The organism is Rufibacter glacialis (assembly GCF_008271745.1).
GTDB lineage: Bacteria > Bacteroidota > Bacteroidia > Cytophagales > Hymenobacteraceae > Nibribacter > Nibribacter glacialis.
This window is the reverse complement of sequence record NZ_VKKZ01000019.1, coordinates 369,378-393,492: the sequence shown is the minus strand read 5'-3', so window position 1 is coordinate 393,492 and position 24,115 is coordinate 369,378. Positions and strand designations below refer to the sequence as shown.

The window sequence follows — 24,115 nt, the reverse complement described above, 5'->3', positions numbered from 1 at the left end:
GGTTTCCTCCAGGATATTGACAAACCTGACACAAAAGCGGTAGATTTACTTTATCATTGGGTTTGGTTCTAAATTTGAACCACCTCTTTTAACAAAATTGATACTTAACAACAGATAACTATGGCACATAAAGCAATCGAGATCACCGATGCCAACTTCGAGGAGATCATCAATTCAGATAAACCAGTTCTAGTAGACTTTTGGGCAGAGTGGTGCGGTCCTTGCCGCATGGTAGGCCCGGTAGTGGAAGAACTAGCCGGCGACTATGAAGGCCGCGTGGTTATTGGAAAAGTAGACGTGGATGCTAACCCTCAAACGTCTGCTAAATTCGGAATCCGCAGCATTCCTACCCTGTTGGTTTTCAAAAACGGACAAGTGGTAGACAAACAAGTGGGTGCCGTTCCTAAAAATGTTCTAGCTCAAAAATTAGACAGCCAGTTAGCGTAAGTTATCCTGTCAATTCCTTTATAAAGAAAGCCGCTCCTGTTCCAGGGGCGGCTTTCTTGTTTTAGGGCTGTTTCAGAAAAAAGAAGGCTGAAAGGGTAAGCGCTGGTATCAGGCTGTAGATCCCTGACAAGCCCAAGACTGCTAGTAATCAGGAGCAGCCGCACAGGTTTTTCTCGGCGGCACAGATATCGGCGTAGCCCTGGTCTAGCCTCCGTATGAAGCCGGAAAGCCGATGGTTGTGTTCGCGCAGGTTATCCAGTTTCATCTCTTTGGGCGGCGACTTGTACAGTTGGTCAAACTCCGCCACGTGTTTCCGGAGCTCCAGCTTTTTCTCATACAGCCGCTGCACGTAATCAGGCAGGGACTCCGTGGGATATTGCGTTTTGAAGGCGTTTTCCATGCAATCGTCCTGTTTCAGGTAGGCGATGATCTTGCGCTCCACCTGGCCGTTCAGTTCCTGTAGGCGGCTTTTCTCTTTTTCCAGTTGCTGTTCTTCCAGGCGTTGGTTGAACTGGCGGGCGGCCTGCTTCACTTCCTCGCGGCAGCTGCGGCACTTGGTGGCGTTGGCTTTTTCCAGGAGCGTGTTCCGGAAGGTGATGTTTTCCTCAGTAGGAGCCAGTTCGCGCAGGCGGATGACCTCCTTGGCGTACAGGTCATTGTACTGCGCCGATTCCAGGCGGTTCAGGTGCCGCGAGATGCCTTCCCCTTCCAGCGTGCTGGCCAAGAATTCCGGGTTGGGCAACTCCACCGCGTATAGCTTGTTCAGGAACTGCTCGCGTTGGGCCACGGTATACGACCGGGTAGTTTCCTGCTCTAAGTCCAGCAGGGTGTTGACCATGTCCTTGCCGTTTTTGAGGTTAAAATCAGAATCCAGGTAAGAATCAGCGCTGGCCAGAATGGTGTTGTACTCGGCCTTGAAGATACGCTGGTACGAGTGGTTGCGCGAGAACTCGCGATCCCGCTGATTGGCCAGCGTCCTGAGGCGTTTATAGTCCTGCAGCACCGCGAACAGCGTTTTGGCGTTCGCCTCCGGGCTGTTGTTCTTGTAGTTGAGGCGGAAGTTGTTCAGGTTCTGTTTCAGGTCGCTGAAGTTGCGCAGGAACTCCACAAACAGCTTTTCCTGCTTGTAGGCATCCTCGGTGACCAAGCCCGCTGTGAAGGCCTGCTCAATGCGCACGCGCCGGCGCTCAATGGTTTCAGAGGTGATGTCACTGCCCGACAAGGCATCCATCTTATACAACGACTTGTAGTTGGCCACCACCAGCACCGGGTAATCTTTGTAGTTAAGAGCCGCCTCCAGTTTCTGCCGCTCGATGCCCTGCGGACTGTTGCTCAGCAGCTCGGTGAGGCGGGGTGTGCGTAAAGCGGGCAGTTTGGCAAAAGAAGGCACAAAAACATACACCCGCACCGAGTGCAGCCGGGTGTCAAAGTTCTGCCCCTCATACAGCCGTATGGTAGAACTGAACTTGTACTCTTTTCGCTGCGCCGAGTTCCTGATCAGGTTCCCGAACTCGCCTACCAGGGAGAGCATGGCGGCCTGCGGCGACATCTGCTTGGCAATGTTGGTGAGCTGGTTGGCGATGATGTTGAAGAACACCTCGCGGCTGTCTGAGGTGAAGAGCCGGGCCTGCACCGTGGCGTCTATGTTGCGCTCATCAGAAGCCAGGGGCAGCTTGTCAATAATCCTGATGGCGTCTATGTTGTCTGAGATGCGTGAGGCGTAGTTCTTCTTGTCGGTGGCCGGTTCAAAGGCGAAGTTGTACAGTGGGTACACCACCGGTTCCTGGCCAAACAGTTTCGCGTTCTTCAGCTGCGCCGAGATAAAAAGGGACTCCAGGTTGATGTAATCGCGACGGCGGGCCTTGGTGGTACCCTGTTCCAGCTCATTGATTACCTTGGAAAACTGGCCGGCGTTGAGCAGGTACATGTCCGTGGTAAGGTACTGCCACTCATCGGTAAACTCAAATTTATCCAAATAGTGGTAACCCAGGCGGGTTTGGATCATGTCCTGGGCTTGGCCGGTGAAGGCGCACAGCACCAGAAAAAGCAGGAGGGAGCGGGTAATGCTTTTCTTCATGAATGCACGTATTTTGGTATCTGTTCTTAAGTAACGCGGTAATTCTTACACGCGTGTGCCTTCCCGCAAAGTTCGTTCCTAAATTCCCCATTGCCAAAGGAATAGGCATTGCTTTGTGAGAACTTTCTCCCGACCTTTCTTCTTTCAACATTTTCTTTCAGGTGCCCCAAATTCTCCTATTCCTGCAGCGGTTTCTTTCCTTGCCCCTTTTCTGGTTTCTGGCGGTCAGTGCCTTTACGCTCACCTATTTTTTTGCCGAGCACGAGGGTTTCTATTTTAGTGACGACCACTCCTACAGCCTGTATGCCCACCAACTGCTGCACGGCGGTTTCCACTTTGACGACTACTCGTTCTGCCACCGGTTCCTGGTGTTTGTGCCCACGGCCTTTTTCTACTGGCTCTGGGGCATGAACGTGTACACCACCACGCTCTGGCCCCTGCTCTGCACCCTGGGCACCCTGCTCCTGCTGTACCGCACCTTCCGGAAAGAGCACCCGGTAGCCACCTGCTGGGTTCTGGTGCTGCTGGGCCTGTACTACTTCCAGCTCAACACCTCCAATTACCTGTACCCCGACAATGTGCTGCTGTTCTTCACCACGGCCTGCCTGTTGGTGCTGTACAAGGCCCGAAACCCCTTGCCCACGGCCAAGGCGGAAATCTACTTGGGGGCAGGCTTCGCGGTTTTGAACCTGTTGGCGTTTCTCACGAAGGAAACCATTGTCTACACCGTCCCTTTCTACCTGACGCTGTTCCTCTACCACCTGTTGCGGCGCCAAAACCTGCGCTTCTGGGCCATGGCTGCGGGCACGGGTATTTTGTTGCTGGCGGGCTATTTTCTTCTTTACAAGGTGTTTTCAGGCAATGCCCTGCAAAGGCTCTATGATATACAGGCCACCAATACCGTTGAAACGAAGCAAGCCTACCTCAACACTCGGTCGGCTACCCTGCTGCCGCGCCTCACGTATGAACCGTTCCTTTTCTTTGTTGAGTCTGGCCTGGCTATACCGCTGGCCTTTGCTGGATTAGCAGGTCTAGGGAGAAAAACGCGGGATTTCTTGTCCCTAAGCTCACCCTTGGCTTTCTGGCTTACCGCCCTGGGAGGCATGCTGCTGCCTATCTGGTTTGGTACCGCTACCGTTGATTTCTATAAGCCCATGCCGTTGGTGCCCCGCATGTTTCACCCTCTGCTTCCGGCGTTTTGCCTGGTGGCAGGGCTTACGGTGGAAAGGATTTGGCCGCAACGCCTCCCCCTGCTCCTATTGGCGCTTCTCTGGGGAATTTGTGCTTTGCTGGCCAGCCCTAACATGGTGGTGATGTACCTGCCCCTGGCGGTTTTCTTTCTGGGGCTGTTTCTCTGGAACCGCCCTTGGCCGCATTGGCTGGGTTTATTGGCGGTGGCTGCGGTGCTGTGCATCAGGCCGGTTTATTTTATCCTGAAGCCTACCGTGTCTTATTATTTTGAGCAAAAGGAGATGGTAGACCAACACCTGCGGCACGGCCACGGAAAATACGTGGTGCTTATGGATTCCACGCTGTTGGGCAAGTTCGATTACTTCTATGGCTTTGAGGTGCCCCAGAACTACTCGTTCCTGGAATACGCTTCCTACCCTGGGCTAGCGGCGCACTCCGTTGACTCTGTGTTCCTGCTCATCAACAACGGGGTATTGGAGAATCATGAACTCATGATCAAGCTTCGGGAGAAAGACATCTTGCCCCGGTTCCCTTCGCCTCGGTTGATTGACCAGAAGGGCAAAGTCAAGCTGTTCCTGGTACCCACCCCTTCCAACTAAAAGAGGCCGAAGTACATCCGGCCTCTTTTTTGGAAAATTTCGCTTTAACAGTACAACTAAGCTTCTAAGTAGATGGACGGAAATAACTATGTTTCCTTCTCTCCTTATCATCCTGGAAGGGCCTCGGAGGCGAACAGCAATGGCTTTGAGTCACAGCTTTCTAGTTTACCCACAAGCTTCTTTCAGGATGACAAAATAGAGAGTTTATTTTGTCCTGGCACTTAGAAATAGGAGAAGTTTGAGTGCAGAAACCTATTCCTTACCCTATTCTAACCCTTTTTAAGGTTAATCTTTGTAGATCAGTACTTCGCTTTTCTTGTTGTTGATGTAGCCGCGGTACATGCCTTCTGAGTTGAACGGCATGGCGAAGTTGCCGTTTCTGTCCAGCGCGATCACTCCGCCCTCGCCCCCAAACTTCACCAGCTTGTCCATCACCACCTCATCGGCGGCTTTTTTCACAGTGGCGTTTTTGTATTTCATGATGGCGGCAATGTCATAGGCTACCACGGCCCGGATGAAGAACTCGCCGTGGCCGGTAGCTGAAACGGCGCAGGTGCTATTATCGGCGTAGGTACCAGACCCAATGATGGGGGCATCACCCACGCGGCCGTAACGCTTGTTCGTCATGCCGCCGGTAGAGGTAGCGGCCGCCAGGTTGCCGTACGCATCCAGAGCCACGGCGCCCACGGTCCCGAATTTACGGCCTTCGGTGAAGATGTTCTCGCCGTTGTGGATGCTGCTGGTAGTGTCTGCGTGGTCAAGCTTTACCTTGTCCTGCTGCAGCGCTTTCTGCAACTGCTGGTACCGGGTGTCCGTGCGGAAGTACGAGGGGTCTACCAGGGTCTGGCCCTGCTCCTTGGCGAATTTCTCGGCGCCCGCCCCGATCATCATGACGTGTTCCGACTTCTCCATTACGGCCCGGGCCGTGGAAATGGGGTTCCGGATGGTGGTGACGCTGGCAATGGCCCCGGCCTTGCGCGTTTTGCCGTCCATGATGGCGGCATCCAGTTCGTTTTTGCCTTCATTCGTGAAAACAGCCCCTTTTCCGGCGTTGAACAGCGGCGAGTCTTCCATGACCCGTACGGTGGCCTCTACGGCATCAAGGCTGGAACCGCCTTTCTTGAGCACGGCATACCCGGTCTGCAAGGCCTGGTTCAAAACCTCCTGATAAGCTTTCTCCCTTTCGGGGGTCATGTTTTTGCGGGTAATGGTGCCGGCCCCGCCGTGGATCACGAGGGTAATCTTGCTGAAGTCTTGTTTGGCTTGCTGGGCCCATCCCGCCAAAGCGAATCCCAGGCAGAAAAAGGCAAAGAGAAGGAATTTTTTCATCGGTCTAACGTGCTAATGTGCAACAGACGAATGTAGCTATTTTCTTCCCTTTTTAAGATAAGACGGCAAAATTAGATGAGGCACCACAAGAAGGGTTCCCGCCGAAGTCTGCCTTCTGAGGGTAGGTGGTATCGTTTCCTTTCTGGCGTGATTTTCCTAAAACTGCCTTAAAACAGAACCAAGCCTTACCTGAGTGAATATCCGGCGGCTGCAACCGGCCCAACCTCTTCCCTATGGAAATGCCAAAGCCTTATTGCCCGGACTGCTCTTTCTTGATGCGCTGGTAATCTTTGAGGTCGGCGCGGTTCTCCAGGGCCAGGTACTCCGCTTGCAGGGCTTTTATTTTGGTGGCGTGCCGCAGGATGATGTCTCCGTGTAGGGCTTTTTCGCGCTCATTGAGCTGCCGGTAAATGCCGTTGGCGTAATCCCAGTCTTCCATGGTCCAGACATCTTTGCGGCCCCGCACCTGTTGCAGGAAATAGGTATAGGCATCGCGCAGGCTGTCGGCGGAGACTTGGGACAGGTTGCGGTAATCGCCTAGTAGTTCTTGCTCCATCTGCTGCTGTTTGCCGGCTACCGGGCCCCGGGCTTTCCTGATCTTTTCTTCGGCTTTGCGCCGGGCCAGGGCCTCTTTGGCTTCTTTGGCTTCTTCTTTGGTTTTGTTGGCCAGCTGATCGGCGCGTTCGTCCAGCTTGTCTATCTCGCGGTTCGCGATCTCTTTGCGTTCATTGGGCGTGGTATTGCACGAAACAAGGGCAAGCAATAGGCCGGTCAGTAGCGTATACAGGGTTATAGAAAACAGGGAGGATCTTTTCATAATAAAGGTTAGTCTGGTAACACCCTGCATACGCAAAGAGACGTTGGTAGGGTGCTGTTTGGTTTTAGAGGCGAAATATGGCGAAAAACGGCTTCAATTATGCATTGGACTTCAAGCAAGTCAACTTCCGGGAGCAGCCTGAACTGTACCGGGTGGGCGTGGGCGAACAAGGGGTACTGCTGGTAGAGCCCTATAAAAGCGAGATTCTGCCCCACTGGCGGTTCAGGAACGTGGAGGTAGCCACCTCCTCGGCCCACAAGATCTTCACCTTGTTTGAAGCCTACCTGCAGCAGCATGATTTCGTAGGAGCCGACATGGCCCGTAAGTTCCTGCAGATGGGCTTCACCCGCGCCCGCCGCTATGCCAATCACAAAGGGGGCCGCAAATACCAAGCCTCTCCGGAAGATAACAACCAAGACCTACCTTACCCCTATTCCTCGGGCAGCGCCCACAAGGGCAACCAGATACTGCCGCAGGAAGAAGATGCCCTCACCAGCGAGAAAGCCCAGGCGGCGGCCATCTTCAAAGAGTACTGGTTCAGGGCCAAGGACCATCCAGAGTATCTTCGGCAGAAGCAGGAGTTCAAAGACTGCTATTATGAGAAGTAGCGTTTTAGGCTTCAATTCTGGAAATGAAGCCTAAAATTGAGAAGACCAAGCCCCTTCTCCCTGTAGGGGAAGGTTAGGATGAGGGCAAAACTCCATTCCTTTACTGTTGACGACATAAAACGAATCAACTCTAATAAAAACCCCCTCACCCTAGCCCTCTCCCAGAGGGAGAGGGAACTCTACCTTTCCGTTATCTGGCTTATTTCAAGGGAAAAGCCCGAAAACGGAAAAGCCCCAGACGAAATCTGAGGCTTTTCCTTAAAATCAAATCCAGGGTTATCTTATTTCGCAGCTAGTCTGGCTTTATACGCAGCCACGCCGGCATCCAGGAACTGGATGAATTTCTGCACGTCTTTCTCATACGCCACTGGGGTCACCAGAGGATTCTCGTTCTCATCCATGAGCACGTAGTACGGCTGGGCATTCACGTTGAACTTGGTGATCTGGTAGTCGGCGTACTTCTTGCCCAGGGTGGTTTTCTGCTTCTGGTCATAGCTGCTGGTGTACCATTCGCTCTGCGGCAGCTCGCTTTTGTCATCTACGTACAGGGCCAGCACCACAAAGTTCTCGCGGAGGCGCTTCAACACCTGCGGGTCTGACCACACGTTGGCCTCCATCTCACGGCAGTTCACGCAGCCATGTCCGGTAAAGTCCACAAAGATAGGCTTGCCTTGCTCCTGGGCGCACTTTTTGGCTTGTTCCAGGTCAAAGTACCCTTGCAGGTTATGGGGTAGTTTCAGGAAATCAGCGTATTTAGGGGGCTCACAGATGGTGCTTTCGGCCACGCCGCCCGCGGCACCACCCGTCACGTTGAAGTCTTGGGTTGCCTGCGGCGGCAGGTAGCCGGCCAGGGCTTTCAAAGGCGCGCCAAACAAACCAGGCACCATGTATACCACAAACGCGAAGGTGAGGATAGCCAGCAACAGCCGGGGCACGCCCAAATAAGGCAAGGCCGAATCATGCGAAAATCTGAGTTTGCCCAGCAGATACAAGCCCATCAAAAAGAAGATCACGATCCACAGGGCCAAATACACCTCGCGGTCCAACAGGCGCCAGTGGTAGACCTGGTCGGCCATGCTCAGGAATTTGAGGGCCAGCGCCAACTCAATAAAGCCCAGGCAGACCTTCACGGAATTGAGCCAGCCACCTGATTTAGGAAGCGAACCCAACCAATGAGGGAAAATAGCGAACAGCGTAAAAGGCAAGGCAAATGCCATGGAATAAGCGAACATGCCCGCAATGGGCTTGATGGTCTCGCCCCCCGCTGACATCACCAAGATAGACCCCACAATGGGCCCGGTGCAGGAAAAGGAAACCAACACCAGGGTGATGGCCATGAAAAACACGCCGTAGTACCCGCCTTTGTCGGCTTGGGCATCTGCTTTGTTCACGAGCCAGTGTGGCAAGGTGATCTCAAACATGCCCAGGAAAGACATGGCAAAAAACAGGAACACAGCAAAGAACAGCAGGTTGGGGAGCCAGTGCGTGCTCAGGAAATTGGCCACCTCAGGCCCGGCCAGTTTAGCCACCAAAGTCCCAATCAGGGTGTAAAACGCAATAATGGATACCCCATACACCAAAGCTTTCATGATGCCTTTGAACCGGCTGGGGCTGCCGCCGGTAAAGAACGTGACCGTCATAGGAATCATGGGAAACACGCAGGGTGTGAGCAACGCCAACATACCCGACAAGAAAGCGCCTACCATGAATTCCCACAGGCCAAGGGGCGCGGCAGGACTTGAAATAGTAGCTCCGGCCAACGTGGCCTGCGGGGTTGGGGAAGCAGCCAAAGCGGCACGCCCGCTGTCGGGGGCCTCAGGGAAAGCCGCCGGAGGGGTTCCAGCCGCGAGCAGGGAAGTATCTGACGCGCCCGCCACCGTAGCCGAGGCCGATGGGGTAACGGCCGTGGTAGCCGGGGTAGTAGCGCCGGTGGTGCCTGCTGGGGCAACGGCTCCTGGGGCCGCACCGCCGCCGGTAGTTGTGCCAGCCCCCTCAGCGGGTGCCGGCGCCGGGGCAGCGGTGCCAGGCACTACTTTGATCTGGTTGAAATGGAAGTCGCCCTCGCCGGGAATACACTGGCCGTTCACCTCTGAGCATACCTGGAACTCGTAGCTTCCTTTGATCACCAGCGTGGGTTGCAAGACCTTTACGCGCTGCCTGAACTGGGCCGTTTTGGTGAAATACGTGTACTCGCCGCCCCACATCTGGTCAAACTTCTTCTTGGGGTTCACGGGCTTTATCTTGCCCACCAGCGTGTAAGAGGGGTGTTTCTGAAAGGTGAAGGTGGTGACTATGGGCCCCAGATCAGGGTCAAAGTCTGAAGAATAGAGGTACCACTCCGGAATGATCTTCACGTTGAAGATCAGCTCTACTTCCTCTCCTACCTTTGCTTCTGTGGCGGAGACATCATAGCTCCAGGAAGAAGGCTTGAGCACCTGGGCCTGCGCCGCCAGCGTTAAAAAGAGCAAAGGCAGCAACACGCCCCACATGCGTTTCCAGACTATTGTCATTTGGTTTATTTCTTTCTACTGATAATGAAGAGGTAAAAATACGATAAATACCCCGTAAACCCGAACCTACCCCCAAAAGGCTCCCCAATTGGAAGCGGGCGGCTTACTTTCTGGCAGCATTCACGTACAGGAAACGAGCCCAGACACTTTGATAGTGCTAATAAACCCTTAAATTTGAAGCAAACGTTCCTTTGCCACCCCTAAAGGAGCGCCCACACCTATGATCCTCAATATCTTTTTGACCCTGTTTCTGGTGGCACTCAATGGTTTCTTCGTAGCCGCTGAGTTTGCCTTGGTAAAGGTCCGTTCCTCGCAGATTGAGCTTCGCGCTCAGGCAGGAAATAAATTAGCTAAGATTGCCCACCACATGATCGGGCACCTGGACGCCTATCTCTCCGCTACTCAGTTGGGTATTACCCTGGCCTCCCTGGGGCTGGGCTGGATTGGCGAGGGCGTGGTCTCTGAGATCGTCATTGAGATCATGCACGCCATGGGCTTTGTCCCAGACCCGGTGCTGGCCCATAAGATTGCTCTGCCTATTTCCTTTGCGGTGATCACCGTGTTGCACATCGTGTTTGGGGAACTGGCCCCAAAATCGTTGGCTATCCAGCGCCCCGAAGCCACGACCTTGGCCGTGGCCGTCCCGCTGCGGATTGTGTACTACGTGCTGCTGCCTTTTATCTGGGTGCTGAACGGCTTCTCCAACTTCATTCTGAAACAGATTGGCATCACGCCCATGCACGGCTCAGAAGTGCATACCGCTGAGGAACTCCGCCTACTGTTTGAACAGAGCGCCGAGAGCGGCGAGATTGGCGGCAGCCAGCAAGAACTCATTGAGAACGTGTTCGAGTTCAATGAGCGCATGGTCAAGCAAATCATGGTGCCCCGTACCAAGCTCATCGCCCTGGACCTGAATGCCAGCGAGGAGGAGATCTTCAACGTGGTCTTCAACGAAGGCTACACCCGCATGCCCATCTACCGCGACACCATTGACAACATTGTGGGCATTCTTTATGTGAAAGACCTGCTGGTAGTGCTGCGCGCGGGCGAACAGGTGAGCTTGGAAAGACTTATGCGCCAGGCCTACTTTGTGCCGGAAACAAAGAAAATCAGCCGCCTGCTCAAAGACTTCCAGCGTAACCGCATGCACATTGCCGTGGTGTCTGATGAATTTGGCGGTACCTCGGGTATTGTCACCATTGAAGACATCATTGAGGAACTGGTAGGCGAAATCCAGGACGAGTACGACGAGGAAGTTCCGTTGATTGAGAAAATAGGTGATTTTGAATACAAGGTCAGCACCGCCGTCTCCATCACCGATGCCAATGATGACCTCCCCTACCCGCTGCCGGAAGGCGAGGACTATGAAACCGTGGGCGGCTACCTGAACATGATCTACGGCCGCATCCCAGAGATCGGGGAGACCGTGGTCCACGGGGTATATGAGCTGAAAGTGCTGGAGAAAACCGACCGTAATGTGGAATCGGTGCTGCTCACCGTCACTGAAGACAAACGAGACGATATATTGTAAGCGTGCCTTTTCAGGCTGTTTTCTGAAAACGCCTCTAAAACTGCTCTGCTGTTTTAGAGGCGTTTTTTTTTGATGTTGCTTTTTGTCTGAGGTAGGCAGTTGCTCAGGCTATTCTGCCATTATGGATGATTGTAGAGACAAGGCACTGCCTTGTCTCACGTTTGCAGATTAGAACCCTTTACTGATATGTACCGCTGTTGTGATGTTCACTTCAAACCCTTCTCCTGCCTCTTTTCCGCTCAAAACGGTTTTATGCACGCATTACGTTATTCTCTTCGCTGTTCCGTTTCCAGCGTTGATCCAGGTACAGCTCTTTCCATAGCTGCCGCTAAGCGCTCACGGCCGCGGGGCCCCGTCTTCCCCTCTCGCACTGCCCTTTCGGCCTGATGGGTTCTTCTTTCTTAGTATTAGCCTTTCTAGGGCCAAAAGCGAGGCGCTCGAAGGAAAGACTGGAACAGGCAATGCGTGAGCAGGTTGTAATAGACCTCACAGGTTTTCAAAACCTGTGAGGTCTTGGCTCCCGTCTCTATGGCGCGGGTTTATTACCGTGCCTTTATCTTTTTACATCGTTAGCCACGAAAGGTACTCCGTGCCATAACGAGTTCTAGCTGGTCATATACCTTCTTCCCAACACTACCCTGGTTCAAGTTTTCAACTTGGACCTACCTTGACGGGCAGTTTGTAACTGCCTTACCATGGCTTATGATGGTGTGGATTTACTTCCGCGGCTTTCTTTACCTAAAAGACACCTGATAGAAATGTCGCAAGTTTCAACAGACCTGACAGGATCTCCAAGATTTCTAAGGCCTGTGCCAATTTTGTTTCTGGCCTGCTACACCAGCCTTTCCTCTGGGCCGCCATTACTACGGGTACAGGAGCTTGAGTTTTAATCTTGTTTTCCTGAAAAAGCAGGGGAAAGCTTGGCTAGCCATGGGTCTTTTCCTTCAGCCTGGGTTCCATTGAGAAAGATCTCGCGTCTACCGGAAGAACTTGCCGCCGCCTACCGTACCTGGTTCCCAGGATCTTCCCTTCCCATAGCTTTTATAATCTGAAGGTGAGGGGAATAGCCACTTAATATGAGGTTCTAACGCCTGGCAAAATAAGCGCCATGGTTCTGCGGTTAATACCCATAAAGCTCTTTCACAACAACCCAAGGCCGCTTTCCCTCGTTTCCAAGAACACTCAAAAGTAAAATAACTATATATTATTCCGCCAGCATCTTCTTCCATGACAGCAGCCCACCCTTCTTCAAACCCTCCCATTGCCGTGATCAGCGGCGGAGCGTCTGGAATAGGCAAAGCCGTGGCAGAAACGTTAGCCGCTGAGGGAATGCATGTTGTGGTGGCAGACGTCTCTCCCGGGTCCGGAAGTGCTACCGTTGACCACGTCCTCTGTGATGTCACCAATCCGCAGCACATAGACGCCCTGTATGCCCACGTGACCCAAACCTACGGCCACCCAGACCTGTTGGTGTGCTGCGCGGGACGTGGCATCCATGAGAAATTAACCGAGGGCGACCCGGCCAAGTGGCAGGCCGTACTGGACCTGAACCTCATGGGCCCCTTGCGGCTGATCAGGGCTTTTACCCCCGGCATGCTGCAGAAAGGCGCCGGCGACGTGGTCATCCTGAGCTCGGTCTCGGCCGGGCAGACCTATGCGTATGGCGGCATCTATGCGGCCAGCAAAACCGCGCTGAACACCATTGCCGAGACCCTGCGGCAGGAGACCGTTCCGGTGCTGCGCGTGCTCACGGTGGCGCCGGGGGTTACCGACACCCACTTTTTTGAGAACACCATTTCAGGTTATAACACAGTTGAATCCATCGGGTACGGAGCTTTGTCGGCAGACGAGGTGGCCCAGACGGTGCTGTTCGCGCTGAAGCAGCCGCGGCATGTCTCCCTGAACCACCTGACCATCCGCCCAACCCCGCAACCCTTCTAATTCCCCTTTCATTTCCCCTTTACCATTATGAAAAAGAAAGTCTTGATTACCGGCGGTGCTGGCTTTATTGGATCGCACCTGGCAGATGAGCTACTGCAATTTGGGTACGAGGTACGCGCCCTGGATAATCTTTCTGAGCAGGTGCACGGCAAGAACTGCGAGCGCCCAGAATACCTGAACCCGGCGGTAGAGCTGCAGGTAGGCGACGTGCGCGACAAAGCCGCCGTACTCAAAGCCCTGGAAGGCGTAGACGCCGTGTTCCACTTTGCCGCCATGGTGGGCGTGGGCCAGAGCATGTATGAGATCAAGGAATATACAGATGTGAACAACATCGGCACGGCCGTGCTGTTAGAGTGCCTTATTGAGAAACCAGTGAGTAAACTGGTGGTGGCCTCCAGCATGAGCATTTACGGCGAAGGCTTGTACCAATCCACTTCCGGTGAGATGGTGATGGCCGCCGAGCGGGGCCTGGAGCAGCTCAAAGCCGGCAACTGGGAACTGAGCGACGCCAAAGGCGGAACCTTAACCCCCGTGGCCACGCCAGAGTCCAAGATTCCGTGCCTTTCCTCCGTTTACGCGCTGTCTAAGTATGACCAGGAGCGCCTTTGCCTCATGGTGGGCCGCGCCTACAACATTCCTACGGTGGCCATGCGTTTCTTTAACGTGTACGGCACGCGGCAGGCGCTTTCTAACCCCTATACCGGTGTGCTGGCTATCTTCGCCTCGCGCTTCCTGAACAACAACGCGCCCATGATTTTTGAAGACGGTAACCAGCAGCGTGATTTCGTGCACGTCCGTGACGTGGCCCTGGCCTGCCGCCTGGCCATGGAGAAAGAAGAAGCCAACGGGCAGGTCTTCAACGTGGGCAGCGGCAACAACTACACCATCAGGGAAATAGGCGAGCGCCTGGCCGAGGTCATGGGCAAGAGCGATTTAATGCCAGAGATCACCGGCAAATACCGCGTAGGCGACATCCGGCATTGCTACGCTGACATCAGCCTGGCCCAAGAAGTACTGGGCTTCTATCCGCAGGTAGAGTTCAACAGCGGTTTAACAGAACTGGCCGACTGGCTGGAGGGACAGATTGCCTATGACCGCGTGAGCGAAGCAAGCGCTGAGTTAGCCTCCCGGGGCTTGACGGTATAAAGCCGCGTTTGTAACCTGTTTTCCCCAAAGAAGCTTAAAAACGCTATGAACCAAACCGCAAATTCACAACCTATCCATACTCCCCTCGCCGCCCCTACCATTGGGGTGGTAGAATGGTTCCAGGTGGGCGAACATGCCCGCGTGGAGCAAGTACTCTCAGAACTCAAGGAATTGGGTGTGACTGAACTGCGCACCGGCATCTCCTGGGCCGACTACTACACGCCTACCGGCAAAGCCTGGTATGACTGGTTGATCCCCACGCTGGCCCAGCAGGTAAAGATCCTGCCCTGCTTCCTGTACACGCCTCCCTCCTTGGGCGAAGTGGCCAAAACCTCCTCTCCCCCCCGTGACCTCAAGGCGTACGCCGATTTCCTGGACGTGATCATCACGGACCTGGGCGCGCATTTTGAGTGGGTGGAACTCTGGAACGAGCCCAACAACAAAGTTGAATACGACTACACCCTGGACCACAGCTGGCACAAGTTCGCGGAGATGATCGGCAATGCCGCCCACTGGGCCCAGCATCGCGGCAAAAAAACCGTGCTGGGGGGCATGAGCCCCATTGACCCCAACTGGCTCCAGGTCATGTTTGAACGCGGCGTGATGCAGTACATTGACGCCGTGGGCATTCACGGGTTCCCCGATGTCTTTGACCAGATGTGGGAAGGCTGGGAAACCAACATCGCCCGCGTGCGCGAGGTGCTGGACCGTCATGGATCCACCGCCCAGCTCTGGATCACCGAGGCCGGCTTCTCCACCTGGCAGCATGATGAGTTCAAGCAGCTCCAGGAGTTCCGCAACGTATGCCAGACGCCCGTAGACAAAGTCTACTGGTACAGCCTGCATGACCTGGACCTGGACCGCTCCACCGTGGGCGGGTTTCACGTGGATGACCGCGAATATTTCTTCGGTCTGAAACACACCGACGGCACTCCCAAGCTGCTTTACCGCCTCTGGGCCGAAAACGGCCTGGAAAACCTGCACAAGTTCTCCTTCATCCGCCGCAAGACGGACTTCTCAGAAGAGGAGCGTTATTCCATTGTCACCGGCGGGGCCGGATTTGTGGGCACCAACCTGGCCAAGCGTCTTCTGGACCAGGGCAAGCGCGTCCTGATCTTTGACAACCTCTCCCGCACCGGCGTGGAACGCAACCTGCAGTGGCTCCATGAAACCTACGGCGACAAGCTGGAGGTCTACGTGGGTGACATCCGGGACCTGCAATCGGTGAAGCGGGTGATGAAGTACGCCGATGAAGTGTACCATTTCGCGGCGCAGGTAGCCGTGACCACCTCGTTGACCGGCCCTATCCAGGACTTTGAGATCAACGCGCGCGGCGTGGTGAACGTGCTGGAAGCCATCAGGGCGCAGAAAACGCCGCCCCCGCTGGTCTTCACCTCCACCAACAAAGTGTACGGCGGCCTGGAAGACCTCCAGTTCCTGCCAGACAAAACCCGCTACAACCCCTCAGATAAGAACATTCTGGCCAGAGGCATCTCTGAGACCCGTCCGTTGGACTTTCATAGCCCGTACGGCTGCTCTAAAGGCGCCGCCGACCAGTACGTGATCGACTACGCCCGGACCTACGGCCTTCCGGCGGTGGTGTTCAGGATGAGCTGCATCTACGGTCCACACCAGTACGGCAACGAAGACCAGGGCTGGGTGGCGCACTTCGCCATCAGGGCCATTGAGAACAAAGCCATCAGTATTTACGGCGACGGCAAGCAGGTGCGCGACATCCTCTTTGTGGAGGACTTAGTGGATGCCTTCCTGCTGGCCCAGGAGAACATCCAGGAGCTGTCTGGCCAGGCCTTCAACATTGGCGGCGGCGTGAAAAACACCACCAGCCTGCTGGAATTACTGGACCTGATTGGCACTTACCGCGGTAAAAAAGTAAACTTGAGCTTTGGTGACTGGCGGCCCGGTGACCAGCATTACTATGTCTCTGACATTCAGAAGTTCCATGAGGCCACCGGCTGGTACCCTAAGAACAACGTGCCCGAAGGCGTGGCCAAACTGTACCAATGGCTCTGCGAGACCAGAGGCCTGGAGGTCTCCCTGGAAGTACCTTCCTCCTCTGCCGTGGAGCAAGAAACCGATAACGTAGCTGTAGCTTAACCATGCAAACTTCTCTTTTCCAAGACACCCCAGACACCGCGGTGGCCACCACCATGCCCGCCGCGGTACTGACGGCACCCCAGCAAGTAGAAATCCAGGAGGTGGCGCTGCCAGAACCATCTGCCACCCAGGTACGCATCAAACTGGAAGGCTGCGGCCTGTGCGCCTCCAACATTCCCGTGTGGGAAGGCCGCGAGTGGTTTACCTACCCGGTGGCCGCGGGCAATCCCGGCCATGAAGGCTGGGGAGTTATTGACGCCGTAGGCGCCGAGGTGAAAGACTTTCAGGAAGGCGACCGCGTGGCCGCGCTCTCCTACAATTCTTACGCCGCCTATGACCTGGCAGAGGCCACCGCCGTGGTGAAACTGCCAGCGGCCCTGGCCGGCAAACCGTTCCCCGGCGAGCCCCTGGGCTGCGCCCTGAACATCTTCAAACGATCAGACATCAAAGCCGGACAGACCGTGGCCATTCTGGGCATCGGGTTTTTAGGGGCTTTGTTGGTTCAATTGGCCAAAGAGGCGGGAGCCAGGGTTATTGCCATCTCCCAGCGCCCGTTCTCTTTGGACATTGCCCAACAGTGCGGCGCCCATGAAACCATAACCATGGATGACCACTACAAGATCATTGAGCAGGTGAAAGAACTCACTGGTGGTGTTTTCTGCGACCGCGTGATTGAGTGCACCGGCAAAGAATGGCCCCTGAACCTGGCGGGAGAGCTGACCAAAGAACGCGGCCGCCTTATCATTGCCGGTTTCCACCAGGACGGTATGCGCCAGGTGAACATCCAGCTCTGGAACTGGCGCGGCCTGGACGTGATCAACGCCCACGAACGCGACCCGCAGATGTACCTGGAAGGCATGAAGGAAGCCGTGGAAGCCGTAGAAAGCGGCCGCCTGAACCCAGACCTGCTCTACACCCACACCTTCCCGCTGGAGAAAATGGACGAGGCCTTCGCCGCCTTGGTGGAAAGACCAGACGGCTTCATGAAGGCCATTGTGACCATGTAATCACAAATGCGATGCGATGGTAGTACGGACAGGTCGCGACCTGTCCTAAACGTTCCCCACGCCACAGCCCAACAATCTTGGCAATAAGCAACCTGTATTGCTTTGAACTACCGCAAGGACAGGTCGCGACCTGTCCGTACAACAACAGCAATCCAAATCCGTTTTCCGCCTGCTTTTCATAAAACAGGCGGAAAACTTTTGCTTTTACCAACCCTACCACTGACCCTAAAACAGATAACCTTATGTCTGAAGATACTTTACTAGAACCAAGCACCACCCAAATAGAGGCCCCTACCGATACGCTGAAACTCGGCTTTCTCGGCATTGGCTGGATTGGCCGCAACCGCATGGAAGCCATTGCCAAAGCCGGCGCGGCCGAAGTAACCGCTGTGGTGGACCCTGTGCCGCAGAATGTGGAGGAAGTCCTCAGAACTGCCCCTGACGCTCGCGTGAATCAATCCCTGGAAGAGTTAGTAGCTGAGGATATAGACGGCGTGGTCATTGCCACCCCCAGCGCATTCCATGCCGAGCAATCCATCAAGGCTTTAGAGCGAGGCAAAGCCGTTTTCTGCCAGAAGCCCCTGGGCCGGTTTGCCGAGGAAACCAGACGCGTGGTAGCAGCCGCCCGTAAAGCGGATACCTTGTTGGGCGTGGACCTCTCTTACCGCAGCACCGTAGCCATGCGCAAGGTGTATGACCTGGTGAAATCCGGTGAACTGGGTGAGATCTATGGCGTGGAGCTGGTCTTCCACAACGCCTATGGCCCCGACAAAGCCTGGTTCTATGACCCTAAATTGTCAGGAGGGGGCTGCGTGATTGACCTGGGCGTACACCTGGTGGACCTGGCCCTCTGGACCCTGGATTTCCCGGAGGTGGAAACCGTGACCAGCAGCCTCTTCTCCAAAGGCAAGCGCCTGGCTTCTGCGGCAGATACCGTGGAAGATTATGCCACCGCCAGCATTCAATTGGCCACCGGTCCGCACGTGCAATTAAGCTGCTCCTGGAATTTGCCCGCCGGGCAGGAAGCCATCATCAGCGCTACGTTCTACGGCACCAACGGCGGCGCGGCGTTCAAGAACGTGAACGGCTCTTTCTATGACTTCGTGGCCGAGCGGTTCTGGGGCACCAAAACCGAAACCCTGGTTACCCCCCCAGATGAATGGGGCGGACGGGCCGGCGTGGAATGGGCGCAGCGCGTCGCCAAAGGCGAGAAATTCAATGAAGAGGCTGAGCAGTTTGTGAAAGTAGCAGAAGTGTTAGACCGTATCTATGGCAGATAAACCGCACCGGCGCGTGCTCATGACCACGGATACCGTGGGCGGCGTCTGGACTTACAGCCTAGAGCTCATCCGGGCCATGGCGCCGCACAACGTGCACTTTTACCTGGCCACCATGGGCGCGGCCATTACTCTGCGGCAACGGCAGGAACTGGTGGCCCTCACCAATGTCACAGTCTATGAGAGCACCTACCAGCTGGAGTGGATGGATTACCCCTGGGCCGAGGTGGACAAGGCCGGCGAGTGGCTTCTGGAACTGAACGAGCAGCTAGACCCCGACCTCATCCACCTCAACAACTTCTGCCACGGCCAATTGCCCTGGAACAAGCCCGTGCTCATGGTCATCCATTCGTGCGTGCAGACCTGGTGGCGCGCCGTGAAAGGCGAACCCGCCCCTACCGGTAGGGATTATTACCTGTCGCGCGTACGCGAAGGCCTGCGCGCCGCAGACCTGGTAGTGGCGCCCACGCAAGCCATGCTGCAGGAGGCCGAGGCCGTTTACGGTACCTTTTCGGAAAAGAAGGTCATTAACAACGGCCGCGATCCGCACCACTTCCACTTCGGGAGAAAAGAGCCCTTCATCTTCAGCATGGGCCGCGTATGGGACGAGGCCAAGAACATTGCCCTGCTCACCCAGGTGGCCGACCAGGTTTCCTGGCCCATCTACATTGCCGGCGATAGCACCCATCCGGCCACGGGCCAGAACAAGCTTTTCAAGAACGTGCATTTCCTGGGCAAGCTGTCGCCGCGTGAGATCGCTGATTGGCTTTCCCGGGCTTCGGTGTACGTATTGCCCGCCAAGTACGAGCCCTTCGGGTTATCGGTGCTGGAAGCCGCTTTTTCGGGCTGCGCCCTGGTGCTGGGCAAAATCAACAGCCTCCAAGAAGTCTGGGACCGGTCAGCTGAGTTTGTGGGTACGGATGACGCGGAGGCTTTGGCCACCACCCTCCAGAAGCTGGTACATGATGAGTTCCTTCGCAACATCATGGCCTGTCGGGCGGTGAAAAAAGCCCATGACTATACCTCCCAACTCATGGCCCAGGAATACCTGCAAGCCTACGCGGCCTTGCCAAAAAGCGAGAAGGCCATAGCGTCTGGCCCGGTGGAGGTTTTGTGAAAGTATTTGAACAAGTAGATTCTCCCCTTGAGGATTGCCCAAACGAGAGTTTGAGGCAGCGAGCGGAGTTCATAAAGAGGGGTGTTTACATCCGCGGAGACTATTCTAGATGAACAAATAGAATTTAGCAATGCGTGACTCAACTTGTGTAAACATCCCCCTGCGCCCCCTTCAAAGGGGGAATATCAACCAATGTTGTTTGAGGCTTACACCCTTACGGCAGTTACAAACTGCCCCCATTGTAGGTCCAAGTTGAAAACTTGAACCAGAGAAACAGAGAACAATGAAAAACTAAAAAGGCTGGTCTCTAACGTAGTTACCCGCCTCCAACCCACATACCTATGAAATTAGTCTTATTCTACCACTCCCTCCTCTCTGACTGGAACCACGGCAACGCCCACTTCCTGCGGGGCATTGTGCAGGAGCTCAAAAGCCGCGGCCATGAGGTGCAGGTCTATGAACCCAAAGACGGCTGGAGCCTCAGCAACCTCACATCGCAGTACGGCGAGGAAAAACTGGACGAACTGCAACAGTATTACCCGGGCCTCCAAACCAATTTCTATGACCTTGAAAGCCTTGATTTAGACCAGGTTTTGGCCGGCGCGGATCTAGTGCTCATGCACGAGTGGAACGACCATGATCTGGTGCGCCTGGTGGGCGAGCACCGCCGCCAAAACAACTACCGCCTTTTGTTCCATGACACCCACCACCGGGCCGTGACCGAGCGCGACAGCATGGCCGCCTATGACCTCACCCACTATGACGGGGTGCTGGCTTTCGGGAATGTGATCAAAGAACTATACCTGCGAGAAGGCTGGACCCAGAACGCCTGGACCTGGCACGAAGCCGCCGATACCCGGGTGTTCTTCCCGCGCACCAAAACTGAGACCGAAGGCGACCTGGTCTGGATTGGCAACTGGGGCGACGAGGAGCGCACCGCCGAACTGCATGAGTTCCTGTTGAACCCCGTGAAAGAGTTGGGTCTGAAAGCCAAGGTCTACGGCGTACGCTACCCAGACCATGCCATCAAATCACTGGCCGAGGCCGGCATTGAATACGGTGAGTGGCTGCCCAACTACATGGCCCCGGAGGTCTTCGCTAAATACAAGGTGACGGTGCACGTGCCCCGCCGTCCATACGTAGAGGCGTTGCCGGGTATTCCTACCATCCGGCCGTTTGAGGCGCTGGCCTGCGGTATTCCCTTGATCACGGCCCCCTGGGAAGACGCTGAGAACCTCTTCACGCCCGGCGTAGATTTCCTGGTCGCCCAAAACGGCGGGGAAATGAAAAAACACCTGCAAAACGTCTTGCAGAACACGCGCCGCACCCAAGAGATGGTAGCCAACGGCTTACGCACCATCAACCGCCGGCACTCGTGCTCGCACCGCGTGAATGAACTGGAAATCATTTGCGAAGAACTGGGCATTGCCCCTGAGAAAATCAAATCATCGTCTAAATCCGCCGCCGCATATGCAGAATAAAAAGCTCAACATCGCCTTCTTCGGCTCTAGTCTGGTCTCAGCGTACTGGAACGGGGCCGCCACCTATTACCGCGGCATTGTGCGGGCCCTGCACGCGCGCGGCCACCAGGTCACCTTCTATGAGCCTGATGCCTACCAACGCCAGGAAAACCGCGACATCCCAGACCCCGAGTACGCCAAAGTAGTGGTGTACCCCGCCACGGAGGAAGCGGTGTATGATGTACTGGAAGACGCGGCCACGGCCGATGTAGTGGTGAAAGCCAGCGGGGTGGGCGTGTTTGACGAACTGCTGGAGGCTGAGGTACTCAAGCTGCAAAGCGAGAACCGGCTGGTGATCTTCTGGGACGTAGATGCGCCCGCCACCTTGGACCGCGTGGAAAGCGATCCCGCTGATCCGTTTAGAGCCTGTATTCCGCAATATGACCTCATTCTGACCTACGGCGGCGGCGACCCGGTCATCAACGCATACGCCAAATTGGGCGCCAGAAAATGCGTTCCCATCTACAACGCCCTGGACACCGCCACCCACTTCCCGGTGGCCTCTGAGGAGCGTTTCCACTGTGACCTCGCTTTCCTGGGCAACCGCCTGCCAGACCGCGAAGCCCGCGTAGAGCAGTTCTTCCTAAACGTAGCCGCTAAATTACCTGAGCAGCAATTCATCATCGGGGGCAGCGGCTGGGGGGACAAACCCATGAGCGCGAACGTCAACTACATCGGGCACGTGTACACCAAAGAGCATAATGCTTTCAACTGCACGCCCAAAGCAGTTTTGAACATCAGCCGCGAGAGCATGGCCCGCTACGGTTTCTCGCCGGCCACCCGCGTGTTTGAGGCCGCCGGCGCCGGCGCCTGCATCATCACCGACTATTGGGAAGGCATTGACTTCTTCTTCGAACCGGACACTGAGATTCTGGTGGCCAAAGACGGTGAAGAGGTAGCGAAACTCATGCAAGGTTTAACCCCGGAACGCGCCAAAGCTATTGGCGAAGCCGCATACAAAAAAGTACTGGCCCAGCACACCTACAGCCACCGCGCCGATGAACTGGAGCAGCTGCTCTTGACCACGCCCCGCACCAAAACCAATATTGCGGCTACCGATACGAAGGAAGTAGTTTCCTAACTGAATTCATTTAGGGGCTGTTCTCAGAAAAACAGCCCCTAAACGGAAATATCTGTTGGGTATCGCTGGCGCGAGCCTCCGGCCTTTGTCAACAAGCATTGCAGAGAATGCCCCCTTCACTCCCTCCTGTCATCTTGGAAAGATCTTGTGAGCGAACTAGAAAAGCATTGGAGAAACGCTATTACCGCTTGCTCACAAGATCCTTTCAGGATGACAAGAAGGTTATTAGGCCTCGCACTTTTATAAATTTCTTTGCTGTTTGGGACCTATTGGTGTTCGGTTCTTTTTTGCTGTTGGGATTTATAAATCCCGAACCCTTCTGTCGCGGATTTATCAATCGCGACAGAACCATGCGCAAGAGTACCAGGCACGGGGATTAGGAAATCCCCGACAGAGTGCTTTCGGATTGATAAATCCGAAAGAGCGAAAGAGGGAAACTTAATTCTTTGATATGCAGGCGGACCCGAGCCGGAGGTTCGCGCCAACGGAAGGGTCCGTTGGGGAGCTGCCTTTGAGAAAACCGCCTATAAACGAAAAGTCTTGTGTCTTGAATCTTGCTACTTGTGTCTAAAAATATGCCTCAAAAACCGTTGAACATCGTCATATTGGGTTTGTCCATTACCTCTAGCTGGGGAAACGGGCACGCCACTACCTTTAGAGGCTTAGTGCGCGAGTTGCGCAACCGCGGCCACCATATCCTGTTCCTGGAGCGCGACGTGCCGTGGTACGCCTCTAGCCGCGATCTGCCTAACCCTGGCTATTGCCAGACGGAACTGTACCAATCTCTGGAAGATCTCCAGTCCCGCTTCACGGAGCAGGTGCGCGCCGCCGATTTTATGATGGTAGGCTCTTACGTACCCGAGGGCGTGGCCGTGGGCGAATGGGCCATTCAGACCGCGCAGGGCGTGACGGGTTTCTACGACATTGATACGCCCGTGACCTTGGCCAAGCTGGCCCGGGAAGACTACGAATACCTGCATCCCCGCCTTATTCCGCAGTACGACATGTACCTCTCTTTTACCGGCGGGCCTACGCTGGAGAAACTGGAGAAAGAGTATGGTTCGCCTATGGCGCGTCCGCTGTACTGCTCGTTTGACCCGGAGCTTTATTATCAGGAGCCGCACGAGGAGAAAGTATGGAATCTGGGTTACCTGGGCACGTATTCAGATGACCGTCAGCCGCCGCTGGAGAAACTCATGCTGGATGCAGCCCGCCAGTGGCCATTGGGTTCGTTTGTGGTGGCCGGTCCGCAGTACCCAGAGACGGTGCAGTGGCCAGAGAACTGTGAACATATCCACCACTTGCCGCCCGCCGAGCACCGCCAGTTCTACAACCGCCAGCGCTTCACCCAGAACATCACCCGCGCCGACATGATCAAGGCCGGTTACTCGCCCAGCGTGCGCCTCTTTGAAGCCGCCGCCTGCGGCACCCCCATCATCTCCGATTATTGGGACGGGCTGGATGAGATCTTTGAGTTCGGGAAGGAGATTCTGGTTTCTTACTCCGCCGAAGACACCCTGGGCTTCCTGAAGGATTTACCGGAAGAGGAACGCCTGGCCATTGGCGAACGCGCCCGCCAGAAAGTCCTGGCCCACCACACCGCCGCCCACCGCGCGCAGGAACTGGAAAGCTACGTTTATGAAGTCCTGAGTTCTGAGTCAGGAGTCCTGAGTCGGGAAGAGGAAATGGAGTTGGGGAGTTGAACCTTAGTGGAGATTATGGGAATGTGATTTCGGCCTGTTTTGAGAAAAACGGGCCGAAATTGTTTACAGGGTTGAGGTTTCTTCCTGAGCCTTTCACCA

General features: G+C 55.2%; 17 protein-coding genes. 13 read left to right on the top strand and 4 right to left on the bottom strand.

The genetic code is table 11. The annotated features are described in order from the left end of the window. Nucleotides 1-120 precede the first annotated feature (120 nt). Entirely contained in the window at nt 121-447 is a 327-nt protein-coding gene (gene trxA, locus FOE74_RS06345; RefSeq protein WP_149097751.1) for a thioredoxin, read from the top strand. A 148-nt stretch (nt 448-595) separates the two neighbouring features. Here the strand turns inward: trxA and FOE74_RS06340 are convergent, their stop codons facing one another. After that, on the bottom strand, nt 596-2,524 hold the full coding sequence (locus FOE74_RS06340; RefSeq protein ID WP_149097750.1) for a hypothetical protein: 1,929 nt from the start codon (nt 2,522-2,524) through the stop codon (nt 596-598). Nucleotides 2,525-2,685: 161 nt separating this feature from the next. Between FOE74_RS06340 and FOE74_RS06335 the strand changes: the two genes are divergently transcribed. Next, nucleotides 2,686-4,314, top strand: a complete 1,629-nt coding sequence (locus FOE74_RS06335; protein WP_149097749.1) for a hypothetical protein — start codon at nt 2,686-2,688, stop codon at nt 4,312-4,314. A gap of 285 nt (nt 4,315-4,599) precedes the next feature. Here FOE74_RS06335 and FOE74_RS06330 read toward each other — a convergent pair whose 3' ends face one another. Together FOE74_RS06330 and FOE74_RS06325 are read right to left on the bottom strand one after the other, a co-directional pair. Then, a complete protein-coding gene (locus FOE74_RS06330) occupies nt 4,600-5,643 on the bottom strand; it encodes an isoaspartyl peptidase/L-asparaginase family protein (RefSeq protein WP_149097748.1) in 1,044 nt (347 codons plus the stop codon). A 250-nt stretch (nt 5,644-5,893) separates the two neighbouring features. Further along, a complete protein-coding gene (locus tag FOE74_RS06325; RefSeq protein ID WP_149097747.1) occupies nt 5,894-6,460 on the bottom strand; it encodes a hypothetical protein in 567 nt (188 codons plus the stop codon). A 77-nt stretch (nt 6,461-6,537) separates the two neighbouring features. On the opposite strand from FOE74_RS06325, the gene FOE74_RS06320 reads away from it, so the two are divergent. Continuing rightward, nucleotides 6,538-7,068, top strand: a complete 531-nt coding sequence (locus tag FOE74_RS06320) for a DUF4385 domain-containing protein (protein WP_149097746.1) — start codon at nt 6,538-6,540, stop codon at nt 7,066-7,068. A gap of 281 nt (nt 7,069-7,349) precedes the next feature. On the opposite strand, the gene FOE74_RS06315 is transcribed toward FOE74_RS06320, so the two are convergent. Then, complete coding sequence (locus FOE74_RS06315; RefSeq protein ID WP_225840709.1) at nt 7,350-9,578, bottom strand: protein-disulfide reductase DsbD family protein; 2,229 nt, start codon at nt 9,576-9,578, stop codon at nt 7,350-7,352. Nucleotides 9,579-9,798: 220 nt separating this feature from the next. Between FOE74_RS06315 and FOE74_RS06310 the strand changes: the two genes are divergently transcribed. The 10 genes from FOE74_RS06310 to FOE74_RS06265 all read left to right on the top strand — a co-directional run bounded on the left by FOE74_RS06310 (nt 9,799) and on the right by FOE74_RS06265 (nt 24,016). Continuing rightward, complete coding sequence (locus FOE74_RS06310) at nt 9,799-11,109, top strand: hemolysin family protein (protein WP_149097745.1); 1,311 nt, start codon at nt 9,799-9,801, stop codon at nt 11,107-11,109. 1,227 nt (nt 11,110-12,336) lie between these two features. Continuing rightward, nucleotides 12,337-13,050, top strand: coding sequence for an SDR family oxidoreductase (locus tag FOE74_RS06305; RefSeq protein ID WP_149097744.1), 714 nt, complete (start codon nt 12,337-12,339; stop codon nt 13,048-13,050). A 27-nt stretch (nt 13,051-13,077) separates the two neighbouring features. After that, nucleotides 13,078-14,196, top strand: coding sequence for an NAD-dependent epimerase/dehydratase family protein (locus FOE74_RS06300; RefSeq protein ID WP_149097743.1), 1,119 nt, complete (start codon nt 13,078-13,080; stop codon nt 14,194-14,196). A gap of 45 nt (nt 14,197-14,241) precedes the next feature. Further along, the gene (locus FOE74_RS06295) at nt 14,242-16,311 is read left to right on the top strand and encodes a GDP-mannose 4,6-dehydratase (protein WP_149097742.1); all 2,070 of its coding nucleotides are present in this window, start codon (nt 14,242-14,244) and stop codon (nt 16,309-16,311) included. Between the two features lie 2 nt (nt 16,312-16,313). Next, nucleotides 16,314-17,318 (top strand): MDR/zinc-dependent alcohol dehydrogenase-like family protein, encoded by a 1,005-nt coding sequence (locus FOE74_RS06290; RefSeq protein WP_225840708.1) that lies wholly within the window; start codon nt 16,314-16,316, stop codon nt 17,316-17,318. Between the two features lie 242 nt (nt 17,319-17,560). Then, nucleotides 17,561-18,598 (top strand): Gfo/Idh/MocA family protein, encoded by a 1,038-nt coding sequence (locus FOE74_RS06285; RefSeq protein ID WP_149097741.1) that lies wholly within the window; start codon nt 17,561-17,563, stop codon nt 18,596-18,598. Then, nucleotides 18,588-19,712, top strand: a complete 1,125-nt coding sequence (locus FOE74_RS06280; RefSeq protein ID WP_225840707.1) for a glycosyltransferase family 4 protein — start codon at nt 18,588-18,590, stop codon at nt 19,710-19,712. Before FOE74_RS06285 ends, FOE74_RS06280 begins: the two co-directional genes overlap by 11 nt. A 341-nt stretch (nt 19,713-20,053) precedes the next feature. After that, entirely contained in the window at nt 20,054-21,193 is a 1,140-nt protein-coding gene (locus FOE74_RS06275; protein WP_149097740.1) for a CgeB family protein, read from the top strand. Continuing rightward, nucleotides 21,183-22,313 (top strand): CgeB family protein, encoded by a 1,131-nt coding sequence (locus tag FOE74_RS06270; protein WP_149097739.1) that lies wholly within the window; start codon nt 21,183-21,185, stop codon nt 22,311-22,313. The genes FOE74_RS06275 and FOE74_RS06270 overlap by 11 nt, the downstream gene beginning before the upstream one ends. Nucleotides 22,314-22,888: 575 nt before the next feature. Next, nucleotides 22,889-24,016, top strand: a complete 1,128-nt coding sequence (locus FOE74_RS06265; RefSeq protein WP_149097738.1) for a CgeB family protein — start codon at nt 22,889-22,891, stop codon at nt 24,014-24,016. Nucleotides 24,017-24,115 lie beyond the last annotated feature (99 nt).

Coding starts and splice junctions, on each gene's coding strand:
- FOE74_RS06265 (WP_149097738.1), top strand. CDS start 22,889: ATGCCTCAAAAACCGTTGAACATCGTCATATTGGGTTTGTCCATTACC.
- FOE74_RS06320 (WP_149097746.1), top strand. CDS start 6,538: ATGGCGAAAAACGGCTTCAATTATGCATTGGACTTCAAGCAAGTCAAC.
- FOE74_RS06300 (WP_149097743.1), top strand. CDS start 13,078: ATGAAAAAGAAAGTCTTGATTACCGGCGGTGCTGGCTTTATTGGATCG.
- FOE74_RS06310 (WP_149097745.1), top strand. CDS start 9,799: ATGATCCTCAATATCTTTTTGACCCTGTTTCTGGTGGCACTCAATGGT.
- FOE74_RS06275 (WP_149097740.1), top strand. CDS start 20,054: ATGAAATTAGTCTTATTCTACCACTCCCTCCTCTCTGACTGGAACCAC.
- FOE74_RS06270 (WP_149097739.1), top strand. CDS start 21,183: ATGCAGAATAAAAAGCTCAACATCGCCTTCTTCGGCTCTAGTCTGGTC.
- FOE74_RS06280 (WP_225840707.1), top strand. CDS start 18,588: ATGGCAGATAAACCGCACCGGCGCGTGCTCATGACCACGGATACCGTG.
- FOE74_RS06290 (WP_225840708.1), top strand. CDS start 16,314: ATGCAAACTTCTCTTTTCCAAGACACCCCAGACACCGCGGTGGCCACC.
- FOE74_RS06285 (WP_149097741.1), top strand. CDS start 17,561: ATGTCTGAAGATACTTTACTAGAACCAAGCACCACCCAAATAGAGGCC.
- trxA (WP_149097751.1), top strand. CDS start 121: ATGGCACATAAAGCAATCGAGATCACCGATGCCAACTTCGAGGAGATC.
- FOE74_RS06305 (WP_149097744.1), top strand. CDS start 12,337: ATGACAGCAGCCCACCCTTCTTCAAACCCTCCCATTGCCGTGATCAGC.
- FOE74_RS06330 (WP_149097748.1), bottom strand. CDS start 5,643: ATGAAAAAATTCCTTCTCTTTGCCTTTTTCTGCCTGGGATTCGCTTTG.
- FOE74_RS06325 (WP_149097747.1), bottom strand. CDS start 6,460: ATGAAAAGATCCTCCCTGTTTTCTATAACCCTGTATACGCTACTGACC.
- FOE74_RS06340 (WP_149097750.1), bottom strand. CDS start 2,524: ATGAAGAAAAGCATTACCCGCTCCCTCCTGCTTTTTCTGGTGCTGTGC.
- FOE74_RS06315 (WP_225840709.1), bottom strand. CDS start 9,578: ATGACAATAGTCTGGAAACGCATGTGGGGCGTGTTGCTGCCTTTGCTC.
- FOE74_RS06295 (WP_149097742.1), top strand. CDS start 14,242: ATGAACCAAACCGCAAATTCACAACCTATCCATACTCCCCTCGCCGCC.